The organism is Shewanella sp. 30m-14 (assembly GCF_052977125.1).
This window is the reverse complement of the sequence record NZ_JBRILW010000003.1, coordinates 203,740-223,273: the sequence shown is the minus strand read 5'-3', so window position 1 is coordinate 223,273 and position 19,534 is coordinate 203,740. Positions and strand designations below refer to the sequence as shown.

Annotated in this window: 15 protein-coding genes; 9 read left to right on the top strand and 6 right to left on the bottom strand. The window is 45.2% G+C overall.

The genetic code is table 11. The features are described 5' to 3' along the window. Positions 1 to 9: 9 nt before the first annotated feature. Positions 10 to 1,617 (bottom strand): alpha/beta hydrolase, encoded by a 1,608-nt coding sequence (locus ACVBIU_RS03900; protein ID WP_447163127.1) that lies wholly within the window; start codon positions 1,615 to 1,617, stop codon positions 10 to 12. 492 nt (positions 1,618 to 2,109) lie between these two features. Between ACVBIU_RS03900 and ACVBIU_RS03895 the strand changes: the two genes are divergently transcribed. Both ACVBIU_RS03895 and ACVBIU_RS03890 read left to right on the top strand, forming a co-directional pair. Further along, the gene (locus ACVBIU_RS03895; RefSeq protein ID WP_447162258.1) at positions 2,110 to 3,906 is read left to right on the top strand and encodes an AMP-dependent synthetase/ligase; all 1,797 of its coding nucleotides are present in this window, start codon (positions 2,110 to 2,112) and stop codon (positions 3,904 to 3,906) included. Positions 3,907 to 4,291: 385 nt separating this feature from the next. Next, positions 4,292 to 4,696 (top strand): acyl-CoA thioesterase, encoded by a 405-nt coding sequence (locus tag ACVBIU_RS03890; protein WP_447163126.1) that lies wholly within the window; start codon positions 4,292 to 4,294, stop codon positions 4,694 to 4,696. 49 nt (positions 4,697 to 4,745) lie between these two features. Here the strand turns inward: ACVBIU_RS03890 and ACVBIU_RS03885 are convergent, their stop codons facing one another. Together ACVBIU_RS03885 and ACVBIU_RS03880 are read right to left on the bottom strand one after the other, a co-directional pair. Beyond that, on the bottom strand, positions 4,746 to 5,018 hold the full coding sequence (locus ACVBIU_RS03885) for a GNAT family N-acetyltransferase (RefSeq protein WP_447159130.1): 273 nt from the start codon (positions 5,016 to 5,018) through the stop codon (positions 4,746 to 4,748). 94 nt (positions 5,019 to 5,112) lie between these two features. After that, the gene (locus ACVBIU_RS03880) at positions 5,113 to 5,544 is read right to left on the bottom strand and encodes an acyl-CoA thioesterase (RefSeq protein ID WP_447163125.1); all 432 of its coding nucleotides are present in this window, start codon (positions 5,542 to 5,544) and stop codon (positions 5,113 to 5,115) included. A 120-nt stretch (positions 5,545 to 5,664) separates the two neighbouring features. Between ACVBIU_RS03880 and ACVBIU_RS03875 the strand changes: the two genes are divergently transcribed. Together ACVBIU_RS03875 and ACVBIU_RS03870 are read left to right on the top strand one after the other, a co-directional pair. After that, complete coding sequence (locus tag ACVBIU_RS03875; protein WP_447159128.1) at positions 5,665 to 6,414, top strand: DUF4344 domain-containing metallopeptidase; 750 nt, start codon at positions 5,665 to 5,667, stop codon at positions 6,412 to 6,414. Positions 6,415 to 6,750: 336 nt separating this feature from the next. After that, positions 6,751 to 7,680 (top strand): hypothetical protein, encoded by a 930-nt coding sequence (locus ACVBIU_RS03870; protein ID WP_447163124.1) that lies wholly within the window; start codon positions 6,751 to 6,753, stop codon positions 7,678 to 7,680. A gap of 54 nt (positions 7,681 to 7,734) precedes the next feature. Here the strand turns inward: ACVBIU_RS03870 and mtnC are convergent, their stop codons facing one another. After that, complete coding sequence (gene mtnC, locus ACVBIU_RS03865; protein ID WP_447163123.1) at positions 7,735 to 8,415, bottom strand: acireductone synthase; 681 nt, start codon at positions 8,413 to 8,415, stop codon at positions 7,735 to 7,737. A 328-nt stretch (positions 8,416 to 8,743) separates the two neighbouring features. Between mtnC and ACVBIU_RS03860 the strand changes: the two genes are divergently transcribed. Beyond that, positions 8,744 to 9,892, top strand: coding sequence for an alpha/beta hydrolase-fold protein (locus ACVBIU_RS03860; RefSeq protein WP_447163122.1), 1,149 nt, complete (start codon positions 8,744 to 8,746; stop codon positions 9,890 to 9,892). A gap of 105 nt (positions 9,893 to 9,997) precedes the next feature. Here the strand turns inward: ACVBIU_RS03860 and ACVBIU_RS03855 are convergent, their stop codons facing one another. Continuing rightward, on the bottom strand, positions 9,998 to 10,951 hold the full coding sequence (locus tag ACVBIU_RS03855; RefSeq protein ID WP_447163121.1) for a murein transglycosylase domain-containing protein: 954 nt from the start codon (positions 10,949 to 10,951) through the stop codon (positions 9,998 to 10,000). Between the two features lie 759 nt (positions 10,952 to 11,710). Between ACVBIU_RS03855 and ACVBIU_RS03850 the strand changes: the two genes are divergently transcribed. Further along, entirely contained in the window at positions 11,711 to 13,165 is a 1,455-nt protein-coding gene (locus ACVBIU_RS03850; protein ID WP_447163120.1) for a hypothetical protein, read from the top strand. A gap of 440 nt (positions 13,166 to 13,605) precedes the next feature. Here the strand turns inward: ACVBIU_RS03850 and hutI are convergent, their stop codons facing one another. Continuing rightward, positions 13,606 to 14,850, bottom strand: a complete 1,245-nt coding sequence (gene hutI / locus ACVBIU_RS03845; RefSeq protein WP_447163119.1) for an imidazolonepropionase — start codon at positions 14,848 to 14,850, stop codon at positions 13,606 to 13,608. Positions 14,851 to 15,026: 176 nt separating this feature from the next. Here hutI and hutC point away from each other — a divergent pair, with 176 nt between their 5' ends. The 3 genes from hutC to hutH all read left to right on the top strand — a co-directional run bounded on the left by hutC (position 15,027) and on the right by hutH (position 19,148). Beyond that, positions 15,027 to 15,731 carry a histidine utilization repressor gene (gene hutC / locus ACVBIU_RS03840; RefSeq protein ID WP_447163118.1) on the top strand — a complete coding sequence of 235 codons (705 nt, stop codon included), beginning with the start codon at positions 15,027 to 15,029 and terminating at the stop codon, positions 15,729 to 15,731. A gap of 179 nt (positions 15,732 to 15,910) precedes the next feature. Continuing rightward, positions 15,911 to 17,575, top strand: a complete 1,665-nt coding sequence (gene hutU / locus ACVBIU_RS03835) for a urocanate hydratase (RefSeq protein WP_447163117.1) — start codon at positions 15,911 to 15,913, stop codon at positions 17,573 to 17,575. A gap of 40 nt (positions 17,576 to 17,615) precedes the next feature. Further along, positions 17,616 to 19,148 (top strand): histidine ammonia-lyase, encoded by a 1,533-nt coding sequence (gene hutH / locus ACVBIU_RS03830; RefSeq protein ID WP_447159120.1) that lies wholly within the window; start codon positions 17,616 to 17,618, stop codon positions 19,146 to 19,148. The last annotated feature ends 386 nt before the right edge of the window (positions 19,149 to 19,534 follow it).

The window sequence follows — 19,534 nt, the reverse complement described above, 5'->3', positions numbered from 1 at the left end:
GTGGCTTCCTTACTTATTCAGGGCTGTTTGTTTGTCTGCTTGTTTAATTGTTTGTTCGTCTATTTTTTCATCTTTTTGCTTAGTACTGTCACTAGGAATGGCTTCTACTGTGCTGGCATTGAGATAGAAGTTGCGGCGAATATCTTCCTGTAAGCACTTAGCATCTAGCTCTGCTACAGAGCCTTGCTCAACGAGCTCTGCAATAAGGTCATTACCACAAGACTGGTATGCCACGCCGTGTGTCGCATAAGGGGCGATAAAGTGTTTAGCATTGGTCAGTTTTTCCATGGCAAGCTCTCCCCAGCTTGGTGGCGTAGCGGGGTCTAACTCACCCGAGAGCAATAGGGTTGGGATATCACTGGCTATGGGGTCGCTAAAGCTGGCATCGACCGCAGGCATATTCCACACTGCGCAGGAGTCGGCAAAAGTTTTTAGCATCTCTTTACCAAAGTAGCTCTGGTTTGTTTTTTCGCGCAGTTCAGGCGTCAGGCGTTGCCAATCTTCGCCACATACCACAGAAGCATGCATGCCCATGGCGATACCCGCATTGTCTATGCCCATGGCATAGAGTCCTGTGATTGGTTGATAGTTACCCTTAGCCGCTTGATGAATCGCATGGGGCATGAGTGAGCGGGTGCTGGGATTGTAAAGCGCCATCCGCAACGCGCCTTTAAACTTACCGCGAGTGAGGGTCAGTTGGGTCATTTCACCGGTAAGAGGGTCGGGCACTTGGCTTATTTTTGGCGCTTGTGTTAGCTCAGCATCGACCTTTTCAAGATCGGCACTAAGCTCAGGGAATTGTGCATGACAAAGACTGTTGTTGGCGCAATCTTCGATAAGCAGATTGAATGCACGGGCAATGGCATCGCCAATAGCGAGCACACTTTGCTGCATTGGCACTACACCATCTAGGGTGACCGTTGCTAGGCTTGTCGGATAGTGACGCATATACAGCTGTGCCATACGCGTGCCGTAAGACACGCCGTATAGGTGCAGTTTTTGATAACCTAAATGTTGTCTTACCGCTTCAAAATCTTTAAGTGCACTTAGGCTGCCGTATTGAGTGACATCGGCATCAAGGCTATCTAGGCATTTTTGGGTTTCAACCCGGGTATCAAAATCACTTTCATTAACCGCCAGAGCACTTTCAAAGCCATCGCCAATACATTGCAGTGGGCTAGATTGGCCTGTGCCGCGCTGGTCGATAAGGATGACATCTTCGGTTTGGCGTACCTTGGTCAGCATGCGATCGAAACCGCGGGCATTTTCGATGGCTGATTGCCCTGGCCCGCCAGCGATTGCGAGCAAGGCTTGGTTCTTGCTACCAGGCTTGATGGCTGGCATCACCACGTAATGAATTTGGATCTGTTTGCCATCTGGCTTGGCGTAATTCTCAGGAACCGAGATAGAGCCGCATTGCATCTGCTCCGATAATCCGTCGACATAGCAAGCTTGTTGATTGTTAGGTTTTAGTTGTGCAGTGTTGGCTGATGTGTCCGCTTGAGCTGAAGGAATGAGTAGTCCAGCACCGAGTAAGATAGCCGTAGCTAAAGGTTTTTTATGCCATAGCGCGGGGGCTACTCGAGCGCGAATTTGAGAGTACATTCCATGAAGCATGATACTGATTCCTTTTTGCAATTTAGCGTATCTAAATAAGAGCCTTGTTAATGTATCAATGTCTTTATGCAGTGGCTAACTACTTTTGTTCAGTTCAATGCTCTAACTGAACAAGTACGGGAGTTAATGGGCTACAAATCATGTAGACGCTTTGGTTTGCAAAACAACGGTTATGGCGGGGAGATCTACTGCGGTCATAATGTTAAAACAGCACTGATAATCGAGCGATCAACCAAGATGGTTAAAGTTTAATCTATTTGCTTGCGCTGGGAATAGCACAATATCGCTACAGGTGTTAATAAATTATTTTTGTTTTAATTTAGATGCTTAGCTTAAAAGACTTGCTGTTAAATAAAGGCCGCTCACATCGCAGGACGGTCTTTTTTTGTGTTTGAGTTAACAAAAATAGAGCAAAAACTCTTAGTGTTTAGAGCGTCTTCTAGTAGACTTGCCGAAAAGCGGAACACTTGTAAGCTAAAAGGTAGTTATTTTATGTCGCTCGAGCAATATCACGTAGTACGATTAATACAGCAACAGAGCCAATCACTTGGCGACGCTATTGCGCTCGAAGGATTCGAAACTGCAGCGCCTTGGCATCAAGTGAGTTGGACTCAATTCGATACCATCACCTCTAAAATTGCACGGGTGTTAATTCAGTTTGGTATTGAATCCCATGACCGCGCAGTTATTTTGTCGCAGAACTGCCCGCAGTGGACCTGTGCCGATTTGGGCTTACTCAAAGCCAAAGCTGTCGTTGTGCCTATCTACCCAACCAGCACAATGGAGCAAGCGGCTTACATTGTTAACGACGCAGCAGCAAAGCTGATTTTTGTGGGTGATGCGGCGCAGTATGCAATGGCATGTGAGCTAGCCGCCCAATGCGATAGCCTGACAAGTGTGGTGGTTTTCGACCAATCAGTTGAGTTACAAGATAAGCAAAACCATTTTTATTTGGATGAACTGCTTGCGCGTGAACTTGATGTGGCAGCAGACGCCGAACTTGAAAAGCGTTTGAACGACAAGAATTTAGATGATCTACTGACGTTAATCTACACCTCAGGCACAACGGGCGACCCTAAAGGCGTAATGCTTGATTACCGCAACATTGCCTCTATGGTGCGTCAGCATGACACATTATTACCTTTTACTCCTGGTGATGTGTCGTTAGCATTCTTACCGCTTAGCCATGTATTTGAGCGCGGTTGGAGCTTCTATGTATTGTGTCGTGGTGGCCGTAACGTATACCTGTCGAATCCAATGGCGGTAAAAGAGGCGATTGTTCAAGTTCGTCCGCACACATTATGTGTGGTGCCGCGCTTCTTAGAAAAAGTGTATAGCGCCGTACAAGATAAGGTGATTAAAGCACCTGAAATGCGCCAAAAAATGTTTACCTGGGCAATGTCTGTTGGTCATAAACAGTCTGAAGTGGGCCAAGGTCGCCATAAAGCATCGTTGGGCTTAAGCTTGCAATGGAAATTAGCCGATAAGCTGGTTTTCAGTAAGTTAAAGCAGGTGTTAGGTGGTCGTCTTAAGTTTATGCCTTGTGGCGGCGCAGCACTAGATCCAAACGTCAGTGCTTTCTTCCAAAGCATCGATGTACCTGTGCTATGTGGTTACGGCATGACAGAAACGACGGCAACGGCGACCTGTAATACCTTGGCTAACCGCGTTCCCGGTTCTAACGGCCAGGTACTGCCAGAAGTTGAGATTAAACTCGGTAAAGATAACGAAATTTTAGTACGCGGCGACACTGTGATGCGTGGTTACTACAACCGTCCAGAAGAAACAGCCGAAACATTTGAAGATGGCTGGTTGAAAACTGGTGATGCGGGTCGTATCGATGAAAACGGTAACTTGTTTATCACTGACCGCATTAAAGAGCTCATGAAAACTTCAAACGGTAAGTATATTGCGCCGCAACGTGTTGAAGGCAAAGTAGGTTGTTGCCCATTCATCGAGCAGGTAGCGATTGTTGCCGATGCGCGCAACTACGTAACCGCGTTAATTGTGCCAGCATTTGAGTCGTTAGAGGCTTGGGCAAAAGAGAAAGGCGTAAATTACGAGTCGCAGCTGGATCTATTGCGTCATAGTCACGTGGTTGAGCATTTTGAGCAGCGTCTTAAGACATTACAAAGCGAGCTAGCTGGCTTTGAAAAGATTAAGAAGTTTACCTTGTTACCCGATGCATTCTCGATGGAAGCGGGCTTAATTACCCCAACCATGAAGCTACGTCGTAAAGTGATTTATCACAAATACGCACGTGAAATCGATAAGATGTACAGCCGTTAATACGGGCTTAAGTCATCGTCATTTAGTGAAAGGCACGCATTAGCGTGCCTTTTTTATGTCTGGAACATTTATGCCAACACCCATGGACGGATAGTGTTGGTATTTATGTCTGGAACATTTATGCCAACACCCATGGACGGATAGTGTTGGTATTTGTGTCTGGAACATTTATGCCAACACCCATGGACGGATAGTGTTGGTATTTGTGTCTGGCCATAAATGTTGCATTCATTTATTGGTATTTCCACCTGCAAATCTTTAATTCCAGCGCAGTTAACCGCAATTGCGTTGCGGCCCTTTTAAGCCTGCTATTTATCGGTAGAATGGAGCCGATAAAACTCTAATAATGATCTCAGCAATAACAATAACAACAAGGAATACCAGCGTGCAAGAGACTGCATTTAGCCTGACACTACAACCAAGATTTTGTGAAACTGACGCCTTAGGGCATATCAACAATACCGTTATACCGGTGTGGTTTGAGGCGGCGCGTGAGCCTATTTTCAAAATTTTCAACCCAACACAAGATCTCACTAAGTGGAACTTGATTGTCGCGGGCTTTACCATCGGCTTTAATGCGCCAACCTACTTTGCCAGCGACGTAACGGTAAAAACCTGGGTGAGCCGTATCGGAAATAGCAGTTTTGAGTTAACCCAAAGCTGTTGGCAGAACGGCAAAAAGACCGCGGAAGCGCAAACGACCATGGTGCATTACGACTATACGAGCGAGAAAAGCCAGCCTCTAAGTGCTGATATTCGAGAGCAGTTAGCGTTGCTGACAGGCGAGTAGTGTAATGAGTATGGGCTCGTGAAAATGAGCCTTGAGTTTGAGTACGTTGTTATTTTTTGCTCAAAAACTTCTGCACGTACCAGCAGCTCGCTTCAATTTCAAAACCTTGCGATTTGGCCCATCTTAGGCCATTACGCACCAGTTTTTCAGCTAAGCCTTTGCCACGCAGCTCCGGCGGCACGTAGGTGTTGTTGAAATTACAGCGGCGAGCCGGTGAGTCAGCGCTGCTATTATCAAACAGCTCATAAGCTAATACGGCTTGCGCCCCGTCTAGGTTAATAACGAATCGACTTTCATCTACTAGGTGAACGACTTCACTCATAAAGGCTCCCATCCATTTTTTACTGATACGTGCTTTAGTAACAGCGCTAGATACTAAAGTTAAACACTAAAATTTAAACACGAAAACTTAAATATTATGCTGCCTGTTCATAGGTTTTTAAGGCATCGATTAACTCTGGCGTGAGTTTGGCTTTTTGGCCTGTTTTAAAGTTAAACATCACCACCTGCGATGAGCCAAGTGTGGTGACGGCTTTTTGGCTCAGGCTATATACACTGTAGTGCATCATGAATCGGTCATCTTTAATATCACTAATGCTAACACCAACCGTTAAGGTATCAGGAAAGGTGACCGGACGCTTATAGCGCGCTTGGTTTTCGCTAATCACAGGGCCAACTGCTGTTGTTTGTAACTCTTCCAATAAGTTAATTTGATTGAAAAAGTCGATTCTAGCTGTCTCAAAATAGCGGAAATACACCACATTATTAACGTGTTGCAAGGCATCCATTTCGCCCCAAGCGACTACAATTTGGGTGTTGATGGGATATTGCTTAAGAAAATTATCCATAATGCTCTCTAGTTGATTCGTATCAATATTTAAACGGACGTTTAACTTTTGACCAGCATAACAGCATGTTTATCAGGCAACAAGGCAATGGATAATGCTAACTAGTATAAGTGGGGGTATATGCAAAGAATGACTAAATGGTTAGCAATCGCGTTACTGCTCAGCTTTGGGCAACTGAGTCAGGCGGCGGTAGTAAATCAATTTATTGAGGCTGAAACTCGACAAGAGCTTAGGGGATATCGATTGCTTAAAAGTATTGAGCCACAGTTGCAACAGCTGTACTTAACTTTACCCATGCAGCACAAATTAACCGTGGTGTTTGGTTCGCAAGATGGACCATTGTTTGACCCTGAGACAATGCAAATAGAAATCCCTTATCACTTCGTCACTGAGGTGCTTAATCGCTTTACCAAAGATGAATATCAGCAAACGGGAGTAAGCCCAAAAACCGCCACTCAAGATGCTCTGCTCCATACATTAGGTCACGAGTATGGCCACGCCTATATTTACGCTAATGATGTAATCGTACTTGGGCGGGAAGAAGATGCGGTGGATACCTTGGCGACATTATTACTTATCAATGCTTTTGAACAGGGCGCAGAAATTGCGTTAAGTGCAGCTGACCTATTTGCGCTCGAAGATGAAGGCATTGATGAGCTGGCAGATGGTGATTTTAGTGATGAACATAGCCTAGATGCACAGCGATACCATGCAAGCGTATGCCTAATTTATGGTAGCAATCCTGAGAAATATGCAAGTCTGCTGGCAGGCTCTGAACAAGGCATAGACAGAGCGGTGATGTGTGAAGAGGAGTACGCTCGTCAAAGTGATAACTGGGAGAGGTTAAAAAGCCGCTATTTAGCAAAATAATGCACTTGAAAGTCGGCAAATACTAAGCGTGTTTACTTATATACCCAAACGACTTGAACATGCTCATTTCAGAGGCCTTGCGCAAAGCCTTCTTCGATGGGGTTTAATGCACTTTCTGCTGCGTTATTGATCTTGCTAAGGGAACAACCATTAACTGCAATCAACGCCTTGCTTAAAGCGCATTAAATTCCCACTGAACCCTGCATCTTCAGGTGGCTTGGGTATAGTAATAGAAAATGTTGGTAAATTGTTGCCAAGCGTTTATGGTATACGCTTCTTGTGCAATTAATAATGAATGGGGCCAGTTTTTTTATGACGGCAACAAAAATAATAACAATGCCCGCAGCTTTTCAAATCATATTGTCTTCGGTTAAGGGATTCTACCAAAAGCGAATTTCAGGCTTAGGGCAAAAGCTATCAGTACTGACTTTCGCGCAATACCTATATGTGTTAGCGGGATTAATTGCTATTTTTGCGGACTCATTTAGTTGGGTTGCTGTGTTAACTGTGTTGGCGTTAACGATAGAGCTGTTACCTATTTTTGAGCGAATTTGGCATAGCTTAGTTGGTAAAGCAGTGCTGTTGTTGTTTTATGCCGTGGTGGCTAACTTTGCTTTGAGTTGGGCCGGCGGAGTCGTCAATGATGTGATTGGGGTGTCTGCCGCGCATGTTGCTTATACTCACAATTTAGCGATTTTGCTTTATATCCCAGTATGGTTTGTGTTTATCACCGCCCTGGTTATTCTCGCCGCGCAGTTGTTGGTACCTTTCTATTTAATGCTTGCTTTAATGCTCGCGCCATTAGGCATAAAACTGCCTAAGTTGACCCAAAATGTGCATTTTCAAAAACTCACTTGGCTATTGCGTTTAATGTTGGCAACAGGCTTGCTTGCTCACCTTGTTTTATATGTATTGCCAGAGCTTGAAGCAGAGCAGTTACAACAAACTATTACTCGTGATATCACTGTTGGCTTGGTACCGACTGCAACCACTATAAGTGCCGAAGATACAGAGCTAAAGGGTATGACAGATGAGTATTTGCAGACACGTTATGAGTACCAAGCATTTGTGCGACAGATGATTGCACTCTTTGCATTTGAGTTTGAAGCTGACAGTAAATCTAGGTGTCAAAAGGATGTTGATTCAAGAGTGGTTGAGCTAAACGATTATGAGATCATGGAGGTTTATCGAGATAAGGCGCAACTGGATGGCTTTAGGTTTGAAGTGAAAAAGTGTATTTCACCCGCCTTTCCAGTGGTAAGTTGACCATAAAAAGTAACAAAAAAGGGCCATAAAGGCCCTTTTTTAATGTGCTCTAGTTTAGTCGATTTTCAGTTCGCTAAAGCTAGTAATGGTTCTAAAGTCACCAGTGCGTTGGCTATCATCGCGTACCATCTGCACGACTTTTAAGCCTGCTTCACTAGCGGCTTTTAGCTCTTCAAGCACGTCAGATACAAACAAAATCTGCTTCGGGCTTAGGCTAATCGTGTTGACGATATTGCAATACGCTTGCTTGAAGCGCTTGTTACCTGTGCGTGTGTCGAAGTGACCGTTAAACTTATCGTTTAGATCGCCCGCATCGCTGTGGCTAAATAATAGTTTTTGCGCTTCAACCGAGCCAGAAGAGAAGCTGTAAACACGTAAACCTTGTTGCTTGTAGCCATCTAATGCTTCGATAAAATCAGGGAAGATGTGCCCTTTAAACTCACCATTGGCATAGCCCTGCTTCCAGATCAAACCTTGGATAGTTTTCAGTGGCGTAGCCTTACGATCTTCTTCAATCCACTGCAGTAAAATTTCAGTGACGCGAGCAAGGCTTGCATCAGGCTCAAGTGCGATATCTTGCACATCGCAAATGCAATTATCTACGAGTACATTATTTTGATTCTCTTCCAGAAAAGCGGGTAATACCTTCGCTGAATAAGGAAAAAGTACATCCTCAATAAAGGTAAGGTCGGTAGTCGTACCGGCTGTATCTACAACGATGGCTCTGATACCCATAATGTTTGGTTACTCCGCAATGTGGATGACTTGTATTTGAGATCGATTTATTGCTCAGATCCTAAGCTGATTTGCACTTTTTGGCTAGTGTAATCGGGTCTCAGTTTGTACTAAATTTACCGTTTCTTATGATTGATGACGATTTCGCTGCCATATTGGCCAATGAAGCCGAGATATTGATTAGCACATAATAAACTTGTGACTCGCTATGATGATTATCTAACGGCAGAACGGTTGTTGATTTAATGTTCTGCTGTTAACTTAACCATTCACTTAATTAGTTAGCTGCAACAGCCTGACTTAAATAGCGACATTTCAGGGAAAGAAAATGACTAGAATACTTGTTTTAATCTGTTTAGTTTGGCTCTTTTTGAGTGCCAATGTTAACGCTAGTGCCAGCGTAGTGGAGCCGCTAACAGTAACTTCCACACTTATCGAACCGGCTGAGTTTATAGTGACCCTTCCTTCTAGCTACGGTACTAAGCCAGATAAAGAATATGTGGTGTTAGTTGATTTTCAACCACGAAGTCAGGCCTTGCTCGCGGGCATGCATGACTGGATGAGCCACAACGGTGAATGGCCCTGGTTAGAGACTATTATTGTGACTGCGCCAGACGGTCATCAGGGCTTAGGTGAGTTAAAAGGGCTAGCGATAGAGGAGCGGGGCAATCAAAAACTGCTCGATTATATTGAGCAAGATCTACTGCCCGCAATCGACAAGCAATACCGCACTAATGGTTTTCGCATTTTAAATGGTTTTACCGGCAATGCAGGACTAGGGTTATACACATTAATCAATCGCCCCAGCTTGTTTAATGCCTACTTTGTAGCAAGCCCTGTGCTAAGTAAAGATTTTGCCTATGTCATTAAAGATGCGCCGAAAAAGCTTGCTGATATGCAAGGTAAGCCACGATTTTTGTTTATGAGCACCAGTGACAGTAACTTTGAACAGAGGCAGCTTGCGTCATTTGCAGAGATGGAAGCCATTATTAAAGCGCATGCGAATAGCACGTTGGATTACCGTATAAAGCGTTTTGATGGCAGTTACTACATGACGCAACCTGTGCTCGCTACAGCCTTTGCTATTGAGCAGTTATTCGATGATTACCATCAAGTGTTGGCGGCAGATTCAGAGATTTCAAAGCAAGGTGCAAAGGCTATTTTGGCACATTATCAGTTTTTAACTGAACAAAAGTATGGTTTTAAAGTGCCAGCAACCAGCTCATTAATACAGCTGGGTGACAGCTACCTTGAGGCCGAACCAAGCAAGGCGATTGAGGTGTATAAGGTAGCGATTACTGACTCACCAGAAGCATATACTGCTTATGATGCCATTGCAGGCGCTTATGCCAAGCTAGGAGAGATAGAGCAGGCGATAAAATATCAGGCCTTAGCATTGGATATTACCGATCATCCTTTTTATCAGAACAAGTACGCTAAACAGCTGGCTAAGTATAAACAGCAAAGTAAGTTTTAATCGCTCGCCTGATTGCACGTTAAAACGATAGCCAATGGGCTATCGTTTTGTCTGTAAAGTGGGAGATAAAGGGGCGGCTGTAAGTGCTAAATTACAGTCTATGAATTAAAGATATTTCTTCTGCTTACTGCTGACTTTTTTCAGGTAGTTTCGGGTCTCTTCACGGTTATGGCGGTGGGTTAAAAACCAATAAAACTCACTGACCGTCATCTTATTAATCCGCGCCAAGGCCTTGGTGCGATTCCCCCTAGAGTCGAGACTATTCCACAGATTCCCTGCGCCGCCGTTGTAGCTTGAGATCACCGCATATTCACGTTTCTTAGGATGTGTAATCCCCTTAAGGTAACGGCTTGAAAGTATCTTTAAATAGCCCGTACCGACCTCAATGTTTTTGGCCGGATCATAAAGGTAAGCCGATGACGGAGTATGTTTATAGCCCTGGATTAAGCTGAAGTAGTCGCGACCAGCGGTATTGGCTTTAATTTGCATTAACCCAAGTGCATTAGAGCGCGAACGGGCCAATGGGTTAAACGAGCTTTCGGTTTCAATAATTGCCATGATTAGATCTGTGCTAATGCCGTGTTTACGGCTCGCACTGCGGGCATAGTTGATGTACTTGTTACCGGCGATGGTGGTGTGTTCTTTCACCATGTGAATCGCGACTCTAAAGCGCGAGTTAACCCGTTTACTTTTAGCGACTAGGTGGTCGGCGTAACGCGATGCCCGCCATTGAAACTCAATCGCTTTACCTTCTTGGTCGAGTACTTGCCCCCAAAAGAAGGGCTTTTTCTTTTTACCGATTAAACCAAAGTCTTGTGCGGTTTGCGCATCGATAACCTTAGGGTCTATTTGGGTCAGCAGCACCTGTACCACAGCTTCTTTTAGCTGCGCTTTACTGCTGGTTTCGACCAAGATTAAACCACGTTTAAAGTCGACGTAGGTTGAGGCTTGTTCGCTCTCATTAAACACCAAAACAGACGGTACGATTGGCCGCGAGTTAGCATCTTGCCCCTGATACTCCTGTAGCAATGCCGCGACATCGGCATCGTAGTCGCTCAAGTCTAATTTGCTACTGTTAGCGCTAGCGTGATTTGCTATAGCGATTACGCTGCAGAACGCAATGAGTAGTTTGAATAAGTATTTAGACATTTATCAGTGGGTTAGGTTTTTGTGGGGTGATTATACAATGGTAATTGTTATCCGCCTCATAGTTGAGGTTTGATTTTTCAAACTTAGGTTGTTTTTTGTGTCATTTGGATTTCAATTTTTTAAATCGATCAAACTTCGTTTGATAAATCTTATCAGGCTTCGCCTGACTTAGGTTTCAGTGACAGGCAATCAAGCTACGCTTGATAAAAGGTCGTGAGCTTCCAGCTCACACTCGGCCAAAAGGGGATCAACAGCAATCCCCTCTTGGATCACCCCTGCCGCCCCCGACGAAGTTACATGCATTAGATACGGGCCTCATGCTTCAATAAAAATCGCCTAACGGCTCAGATGGGACATCTGATGTGAATGGATTCACAAATGCCGTGATGGCATGGATGCCTGAGAACGGCCATGTCCCCCCGAGCCTGAACCATCATCCATGATGGCTCTACGGCATTTTTATCTACGCACTTCGGCAACTTCGATGGGGAATAGGTGTTTCCTGTGATGATTAGCTTTACATTTAGGCTTGATATTAATGGCTAAATTCATAGTTGAAGACTGCTTTTTCAATCAAATATGGTAATCAAAAGTAAGTATGGCTTGCTTGGTTTACATGATAATATTTTATTCATAACAGCTAGTTACATTGATTAGAGAACTTTCAGCATGTCGTTAGATTTTTTGTTTAAAGAAAAAGATGAGATTTGGAAAAAAATAACTCAAATATCTAATGAGCTAGATGAGCTTAAAGAGTCTATTCCAGAGAATGTTAGGGAAGCCGCTCAAGCTAAAAGAAAGACTTCTGAGTATCGTAATCGTGCTCTTGAAGCCAAAGACGAAGCTGAAGCTGCTGCTGACTGCATTGTTAAATTGAAAGATTCTATAACAGAGATATTGTCTTCAGTTGAAGAAGGGAGCGTAGATCTTAATGAGTTGAGGGTCAGGACATCAGGGCTCGCTAAAGAGGTGGCTCAATATCATGCAGAACTTATAGAGCTTATGGAGTCTTCACAAGAGACTATCAGCACAATGATTCAATTAACAAAAGAAAGAGAGTCTTTGGAGGCAGATGTAGAAGTCATAGAGTCACTATCTGCCGATATGGCAAGCACTGAAAAAAAAGCAAAAGGGCTATTAAACAGTATCGCAGTCATTAAAAAGGAAGCTGAGGAGGTACATCAGGAACTTTATGGGTATGAAACACAGGATGAAGTTACTGGAGATGAAATTCATATCGAAGGCACTATAGAGAACTTAAAGAATGCGTATGAGTCGACCAAGGATAGCATTGAGCAATTGTCTAGCCAATATGAGAGTTCTAAACAAGAAATAGAGCAATCGTTAAAGCTTATTGAAACTGATGCGAAAGCAACTTTTCAAGAGCATATTTCTTTATGTGATAAATCCCACTCTGACGTTGTGAAAAGAATTAGTGACTTACTTCCCGATGCCTTAACTGCTGGATTAGCTTCAGCATATGAAGCCAAAACAAAGGCTGAAAAATTAGAATCTGAAAAGCATAATAAAACTTTTAAATATTCCATAACTGGACTGGTATTTATTTCACTAATACCATTTATTTTCAACGCATTGAGATTGGGTGATGACGTGGAGGTTATAACTATAATAAAAGATATGCCTTATTTAGTTTTTGCCATGATGCCCCTCTATATTCCTGTTCTATGGATGGCCTATTCAGCCAATAAAAGTTATAAGCTTTCTAAGAGGTTAATTGAAGAATATACGCATAAAGGTGTTATTAGTAGGACATTTGAGGGGCTTTCTACTCAGGTTAGTGGGATTGGTGATACGAATATTGCTGAAGAGTTGAAGCTAAAGTTACTCTTTAACTTAGTCAGTGTGAACTCAGAAAATCCGGGCAAATTAATTTCTGACTATAACAAAAGTGATCATCCTTTAATGGATGCGTTAGATAAAAGCTCTCAGATGGCTGATGCAGTGGTTAAATTGGCGAAAATCCCAGGGTTCTCTCGAATGGCTAGGCACCTAGATGAAAAAGCAAATAAGGTTTTAGCAGATGAAGAAAATAAAATCGCTGGAGCTATAGATATGCAAAGCCAAGATGATGAATTGTCTGAGCAGAAAAAGGCCCTGCAATAGATATTTCCTACAGAGCTAAGGATATCGCTTTTCTAACTCGGTGTAGATACGGCCGTGACCGTCCATGACATGGACGTCATGGCCGAGCTTCCAGGGATGGATTTACAGCGTGTCACGGCAGTGTCTGCACATGCGCCGACCGCAGGTCATTAGCTGCATCAGTGCAGTAAGTTACCTTTGAGGTGATTAGATACAAAAAGCAGAAACAGTTAAGCTGCTTTGCTTAAAAGGCTGATGATGTAAAGCGTGACTAAGAAGTGTCTGCACATACGGTCGTTCTTTCACATCCATGTGATCACGACATTCGGACATCCTGTCCAGCACCTGCTGCAAGCAATTGGAACCACGGCGGCCGGAAGCTACTCCGAAGTTCCAAATACAATAAAAACTAACAGCAACACCCAAACGATGAGAAAGCCTCATCGCTCAGGCATGGCTCATCATTGGTGTACTAGGTGACCATTCTTCACCACATCCACACACGATGCCACACCATAGGTGTACGCTAGCTCCGCTGGGGTACTGATATTCCACATACAGAAATCGGCGGTCATGCCGACCTCGATAACGCCCACATGGTCATCAATGCCCAACGCCTTGGCGGCATTGCGGGTCATGCCTGCTAACGCTTCCTCTGGCGTTAAACGCAGTAACGTACAGGCCATATTGAGCATCAATAAGCTTGAGCATATTGGTGATGAGCCCGGGTTATAGTCGCTGGCGACCACCATAGGTACCTTGTATTTGCGCAGCAAGTCGATTGGCGGGTGTTGGGTTTCACGTAAAAAGTAAAATGCGCCGGGAAGAATTGTGGCGCAGGTACCGCTTTCGCTTAATGCTTTTACGCCGTCTTCATCAAGATATTCGATGTGATCTACCGATTTAGCGCCAAGCTTGGCTGCTAAGGCAGAGCCGCCCATATTAGAAAGCTGCTCTGCGTGCAATTTGATATCCAGTCCAGCATCTTTTGCGGCGGTGAGTACGCGTTCGGTTTGTTCTAAATTGAAGGCGATATTCTCGCAAAACACATCGACAGCATCGGCAAGGTTTTCTGCAATCACGCGCGGTAACATTTCGTTGATCACCAGATCCACATAGGCATCGCTCCTTTCTGTACTACCGAGAGCGTCTTTGTATTCTGGTGGAATAGCGTGTGCGCCTAAAAAGGTGGTTTTAACGTCTACATGATGATGCTTACCTAGTTCGCGGGCGACGCGTAGAATTTTCAGCTCGGTTTCGATATCTAGGCCATAACCTGACTTGATTTCTACTGTGGTCACGCCCTCTTTAGCGAGTGCGTTTAGGCGCTGGCGACCCAGCTCAAATAGTTCGGCTTCATCGGCTTCGCGGCAGGCTTTGACGGTTGAAATGATGCCACCGCCGCTGCGGGCGATCTCTTCGTAACTCGCGCCTTGTAGACGCAGTTCAAATTCATTAGCGCGGTTGCCTGCAAATATTAAATGGGTGTGGGCATCGATTAATCCAGGGGTGATCCAGCCACCTTTACCTTTGTAAATTGGGGTAGCGAATACATCAAATTCAGGCAGTTCGCTACGCTTACCAACCCAAGCTATTTTGCCGTCCTGTACAGCAAGCGCTGCATCGGTAATGGCACCGTAAGGCGCTGAAATGTTTGGCGACATTGTAGCGATGTTGATATCTATCCAGACTTGATCCCATGACATGATGCAGTTCTCTTTAAGGTTGTTTTTTGTGGCACTTGAATACTAACACCAAATATCAGCACTAAAATTAATTTGTGAGCTAGCTTGTATTTACTTGTATATACAAGCTAGGATTGTAGCCGAGTTTTTGAGCATGTAAATAGCGGGCAGCAAGTTTAATAGCAACGGGATAGTTAATGGCAACGCCAAAGTTTGAAGAGATTAAGCAATATATTTTAGCGCAAATTGAGTCTGGCGAATGGGCTGAAGACAGCCGTGTGCCATCTGAAAATCAATTGGCCGAGTTGTTTAATTGCAGCCGCATGACGGCGCGTCGCGCCGTTACTGAGCTAACCGAATCAGGCGTATTAGAGCGCTCTCAAGGCTTAGGCACTTTCGTTGCAGGCCTAAAAACCCAGTCTTCGATGATGGCGATCCGCAATATTGCCGATGAGATCAAAGACCGTGGTCACGGTTATAGTGTGCAACAAGTGTTGCTGACTCAAACCACGGCAACGGGCGCGATTGCGATTGCGCTGGGGCTAGAAGAGGGCCGCGCGGTTTATCAGTCGGTATTAGTCCACTGCGAGCAAGGTACACCGCTGCAGCTAGAAGAGCGCTTTGTTAACCCTAAACTGGTACCCGAGTATTTAGCGCAAGATTTTACGCTGCAAACTCCCCATGAATATTTATCTATGGTGGCACCGTTAACCGAAGCTAAGCACACTATCGAGGCCAAAATGGCCGATATTGCGCAGTTAGCCCTGTTACAAATTGCCGCCACAGAGCCGTGTTTACAGATTACTCGCCGAACTTGGTCACGCCAAGGTGTGGTGAGTTTTGCACGCTTAGTGCATCCCGGCAGTCGATTTAAATTAGGTGGCCACCTGACCTTTAGTTAAAGACGCTGGGGAGTAAAGACGCAGTGGGCTGCCGCTATGTAAGTAAAAGCGATCAACAAAACGCTTTAGCAATGATTCACTAATGATTTACCAAAGAATTGACAGTAAGACAGTAAATATAAAGCTTAAAAATAAGCTGATAAGAAAAACATAAAAACAAATTGAACGAGGTAGTACCGATGGATAAGAGACATGATCCGAGCCGCCGCATTATAGCGCCGACAGGAACAACACTCAGCTGTAAGAGCTGGCTGACTGAAGCACCTATGCGAATGTTGATGAACAACCTGCACCCCGATGTGGCTGAGCGTCCTGAAGACTTAGTGGTTTATGGCGGTATTGGCCGTGCGGCACGTGACTGGGAGTGTTACGACAAAATCATTGAGGTACTGCAGCGCCTTGAAGAAGACGAAACCTTAATGGTGCAGTCGGGTAAGCCAGTTGGCGTATTCAAAACCCACAGTAACGCACCACGGGTGATCATCGCTAACTCTAACCTAGTGCCACATTGGGCTAACTGGGAACACTTTAATGAGTTAGATAAAAAAGGGTTGGCCATGTATGGCCAGATGACAGCAGGTTCGTGGATCTATATCGGCTCACAAGGCATTGTCCAAGGGACTTACGAAACGTTCGTTGCTATGGCTAAGCAACACTTTAATGGTTCGTCTGCAGGCAAGTGGATCTTAACCGGTGGCCTAGGTGGCATGGGCGGCGCGCAGCCTCTAGCGGGCACTATGGCGGGTTACTCAGTATTGACCTGTGAAGTGGATGAAACTCGTATAGATTTCCGTCTACGGACCAAATACGTCGACAAAAAAGCCACTAGCCTTGATCAAGCCTTAGCGATGATTGATGAAGCTAATGCTAATGGCAAGCCCGTTTCGGTTGGTCTGCTTGGTAACGCAGCTGACGTATTTGCCGAACTGGTTGAACGCGGTATTACCCCTGATGTAGTGACTGACCAAACCTCGGCGCATGATCCGCTAAACGGTTACCTGCCACAAGGCTGGACGCTAGAGCAAGCGATTGAAATGCGTAAAACTGACGAAGCGGCAGTGGTTAAAGCGGCCAAGCAGTCAATGGCAGTGCAAGTAAAAGCCATGCTGGCGCTACAAGCTGCAGGCGCGGCGACCACCGATTACGGTAACAACATCCGCCAAATGGCATTTGAAGAAGGCGTTGAAAACGCTTTTGACTTCCCCGGTTTCGTGCCTGCATATGTACGTCCGCTATTTTGTGAGGGCATTGGCCCATTCCGCTGGGTGGCACTGTCTGGCGACCCAGAAGATATCTATAAAACTGACGCTAAAGTAAAAGAGCTTATTCCTGATAATCCACATCTACACAACTGGTTAGATATGGCGCGCGAGCGTATCGCTTTCCAAGGTCTGCCGTCACGCATCTGCTGGGTAGGCTTAAAAGATCGTGCTCGTTTGGCACTCGCCTTTAACGAAATGGTAAAAAATGGCGAGCTTTCTGCGCCAATTGTGATTGGTCGCGACCATTTAGATTCCGGCTCTGTTGCTAGCCCTAACCGCGAAACAGAATCTATGCTCGATGGTTCTGATGCGGTATCGGATTGGCCGTTAATGAACGCACTACTGAACACGGCAAGCGGTGCCACTTGGGTATCCTTGCATCACGGCGGTGGTGTTGGTATGGGCTTTAGCCAGCACTCAGGTGTGGTGATTGTGGCAGATGGCAGTGATGACGCTGCGGCGCGCTTAGGTCGGGTACTGTGGAATGACCCGGCAACAGGGGTGATGCGTCACGCCGATGCGGGCTACGATATCGCTAAAAAATGTGCAAAAGAGCAGGGCTTAGACCTGCCAATGCTATAAGCCGCTCTCATCGAGCAGTATAAGAATAAGAGGCATTAACATGAGTCATTTAGTATTAACTCCGGGTACGTTAACCCTATCGCAAATCCGTGAGATCAGTCGTGGCAAGGTAACATTAGAGCTAGCACAAAGTGCTATCGCCGATATCAACACCAGTGCAGGGCTAGTACAGCAAGTATTGGATGAAGGCCGCACAGTTTACGGTATTAACACCGGCTTTGGCTTGTTGGCAAACACCAAGATTGCTGCTGACGACCTGCAACTGCTACAGCGCTCTATTGTGCTGTCTCACGCTGCAGGTACCGGCAAACCTATGAGCGATGCGACTGTGCGCTTGATGATGGTATTGAAGATCAACTCACTGAGCCGTGGTTTTTCTGGCATTCGTTTAGAGGTGATCAACTTCCTGATCGCACTGGTGAATGCTGAAGTTTATCCCTGTGTGCCAGAGAAAGGTTCTGTCGGTGCATCGGGTGACTTAGCGCCGCTATCACACATGTGTTTGCCACTGCTTGCAGAAGGCGAAGTGAGTTATAAAGGTCAGTTAATTAGCGCCGCGCAGGGTCTTGAAATCGCCGGGCTTAAACCACTTGAACTGGCGGCCAAAGAAGGGTTAGCACTGCTTAACGGTACTCAAGCTTCAACGGCATTAGCACTTGAAGGTCTGTTTAACGCAGAAGATCTGTTTGCTGCAAGCTCAGTGATTGGTGCCATGAGCGTTGAAGCGGCAATGGGCAGTCGTAGCCCGTTTGATGCACGTATTCACGCTGCTCGTGGTCAAAAAGGTCAGATTGATTCGGCGGCTGTGTTCCGTCATCTGCTCGGTGATGAGTCAGAGATCAGCTTAGATCACGTTAACTGTGAAAAGGTACAAGATCCTTACTCACTGCGTTGTCAGCCACAGGTGCTTGGCGCATGTTTAACTCAAATTCGCCACGCGGCAGACGTGCTAGGCACAGAAGCTAACGGCGTAACCGACAACCCACTGGTGTTCCAAGACACTGGCGATATTATCTCTGGTGGTAACTTCCACGCCGAGCCTGTGGCTATGGCTGCGGACAACTTAGCGATTGCGATTGCTGAGCTTGGTTCTATCGCTGAGCGCCGTATCGCGTTGTTGATTGACTCTAATCTGTCGAAACTGCCTCCATTTTTGGTTGAAAACGGCGGGGTTAACTCAGGCTTTATGATTGCGCAGGTAACGGCTGCTGCATTGGCATCAGAGAACAAAACTTACGCCCATCCTGCATCAGTAGACAGCTTACCGACATCGGCGAACCAAGAAGATCACGTGTCGATGGCAACCTTTGCGGCGCGCCGACTACGCGACATGTCAGAAAACACTCGTGGTGTATTGGCGGTTGAACTGCTTGCTGCAGCGCAGGGTTTAGATTTCCGTCGTCCACTGCAACCAGCGTTCGCCGTGGCTAAAGCCAAAGCAGAGTTACGTGAGCTGGTGACTTACTACGATAAGGACCGTTTCTTCGGCCCAGATATCGAAGCGGCCACCGATCTACTGATCACCGCTAGCTATAACGCTTACTTGCCAGCCGGTATTTTGCCAAGCCTATAGGTTGTAGATCCAGTTAGTCGTTGCAAAAAGGGCCTAAGGGCCCTTTTTTTGGCTGTCGCTTAGTGAAGTAGAGCTGAGACGTTTTTTTCGCCATTTTAAAGTTAGATCTGTCGCTAGCGAAAAAGAGTAAAAAATTATTTTTTACTTATATTAAAGATTAATCTCAGTGTGTAATAAGCTGTCTAATATTTTGAGTGTGTAGTTAGCTAGTGACTAGTGTGCTTGATTGTGTAAGCACTTGGGTGGCGTTTTGATTTTGTTTTGTGTGTTTTTGATAAATTTAATGAAATAGTTTTTATTGGTTTAATAAATACTTTTTGAATGTCCTGAAAATATAATTATTTTGAATTAAGTTAACTTGGTTTAGGTGTGCTTTTTATACTTGT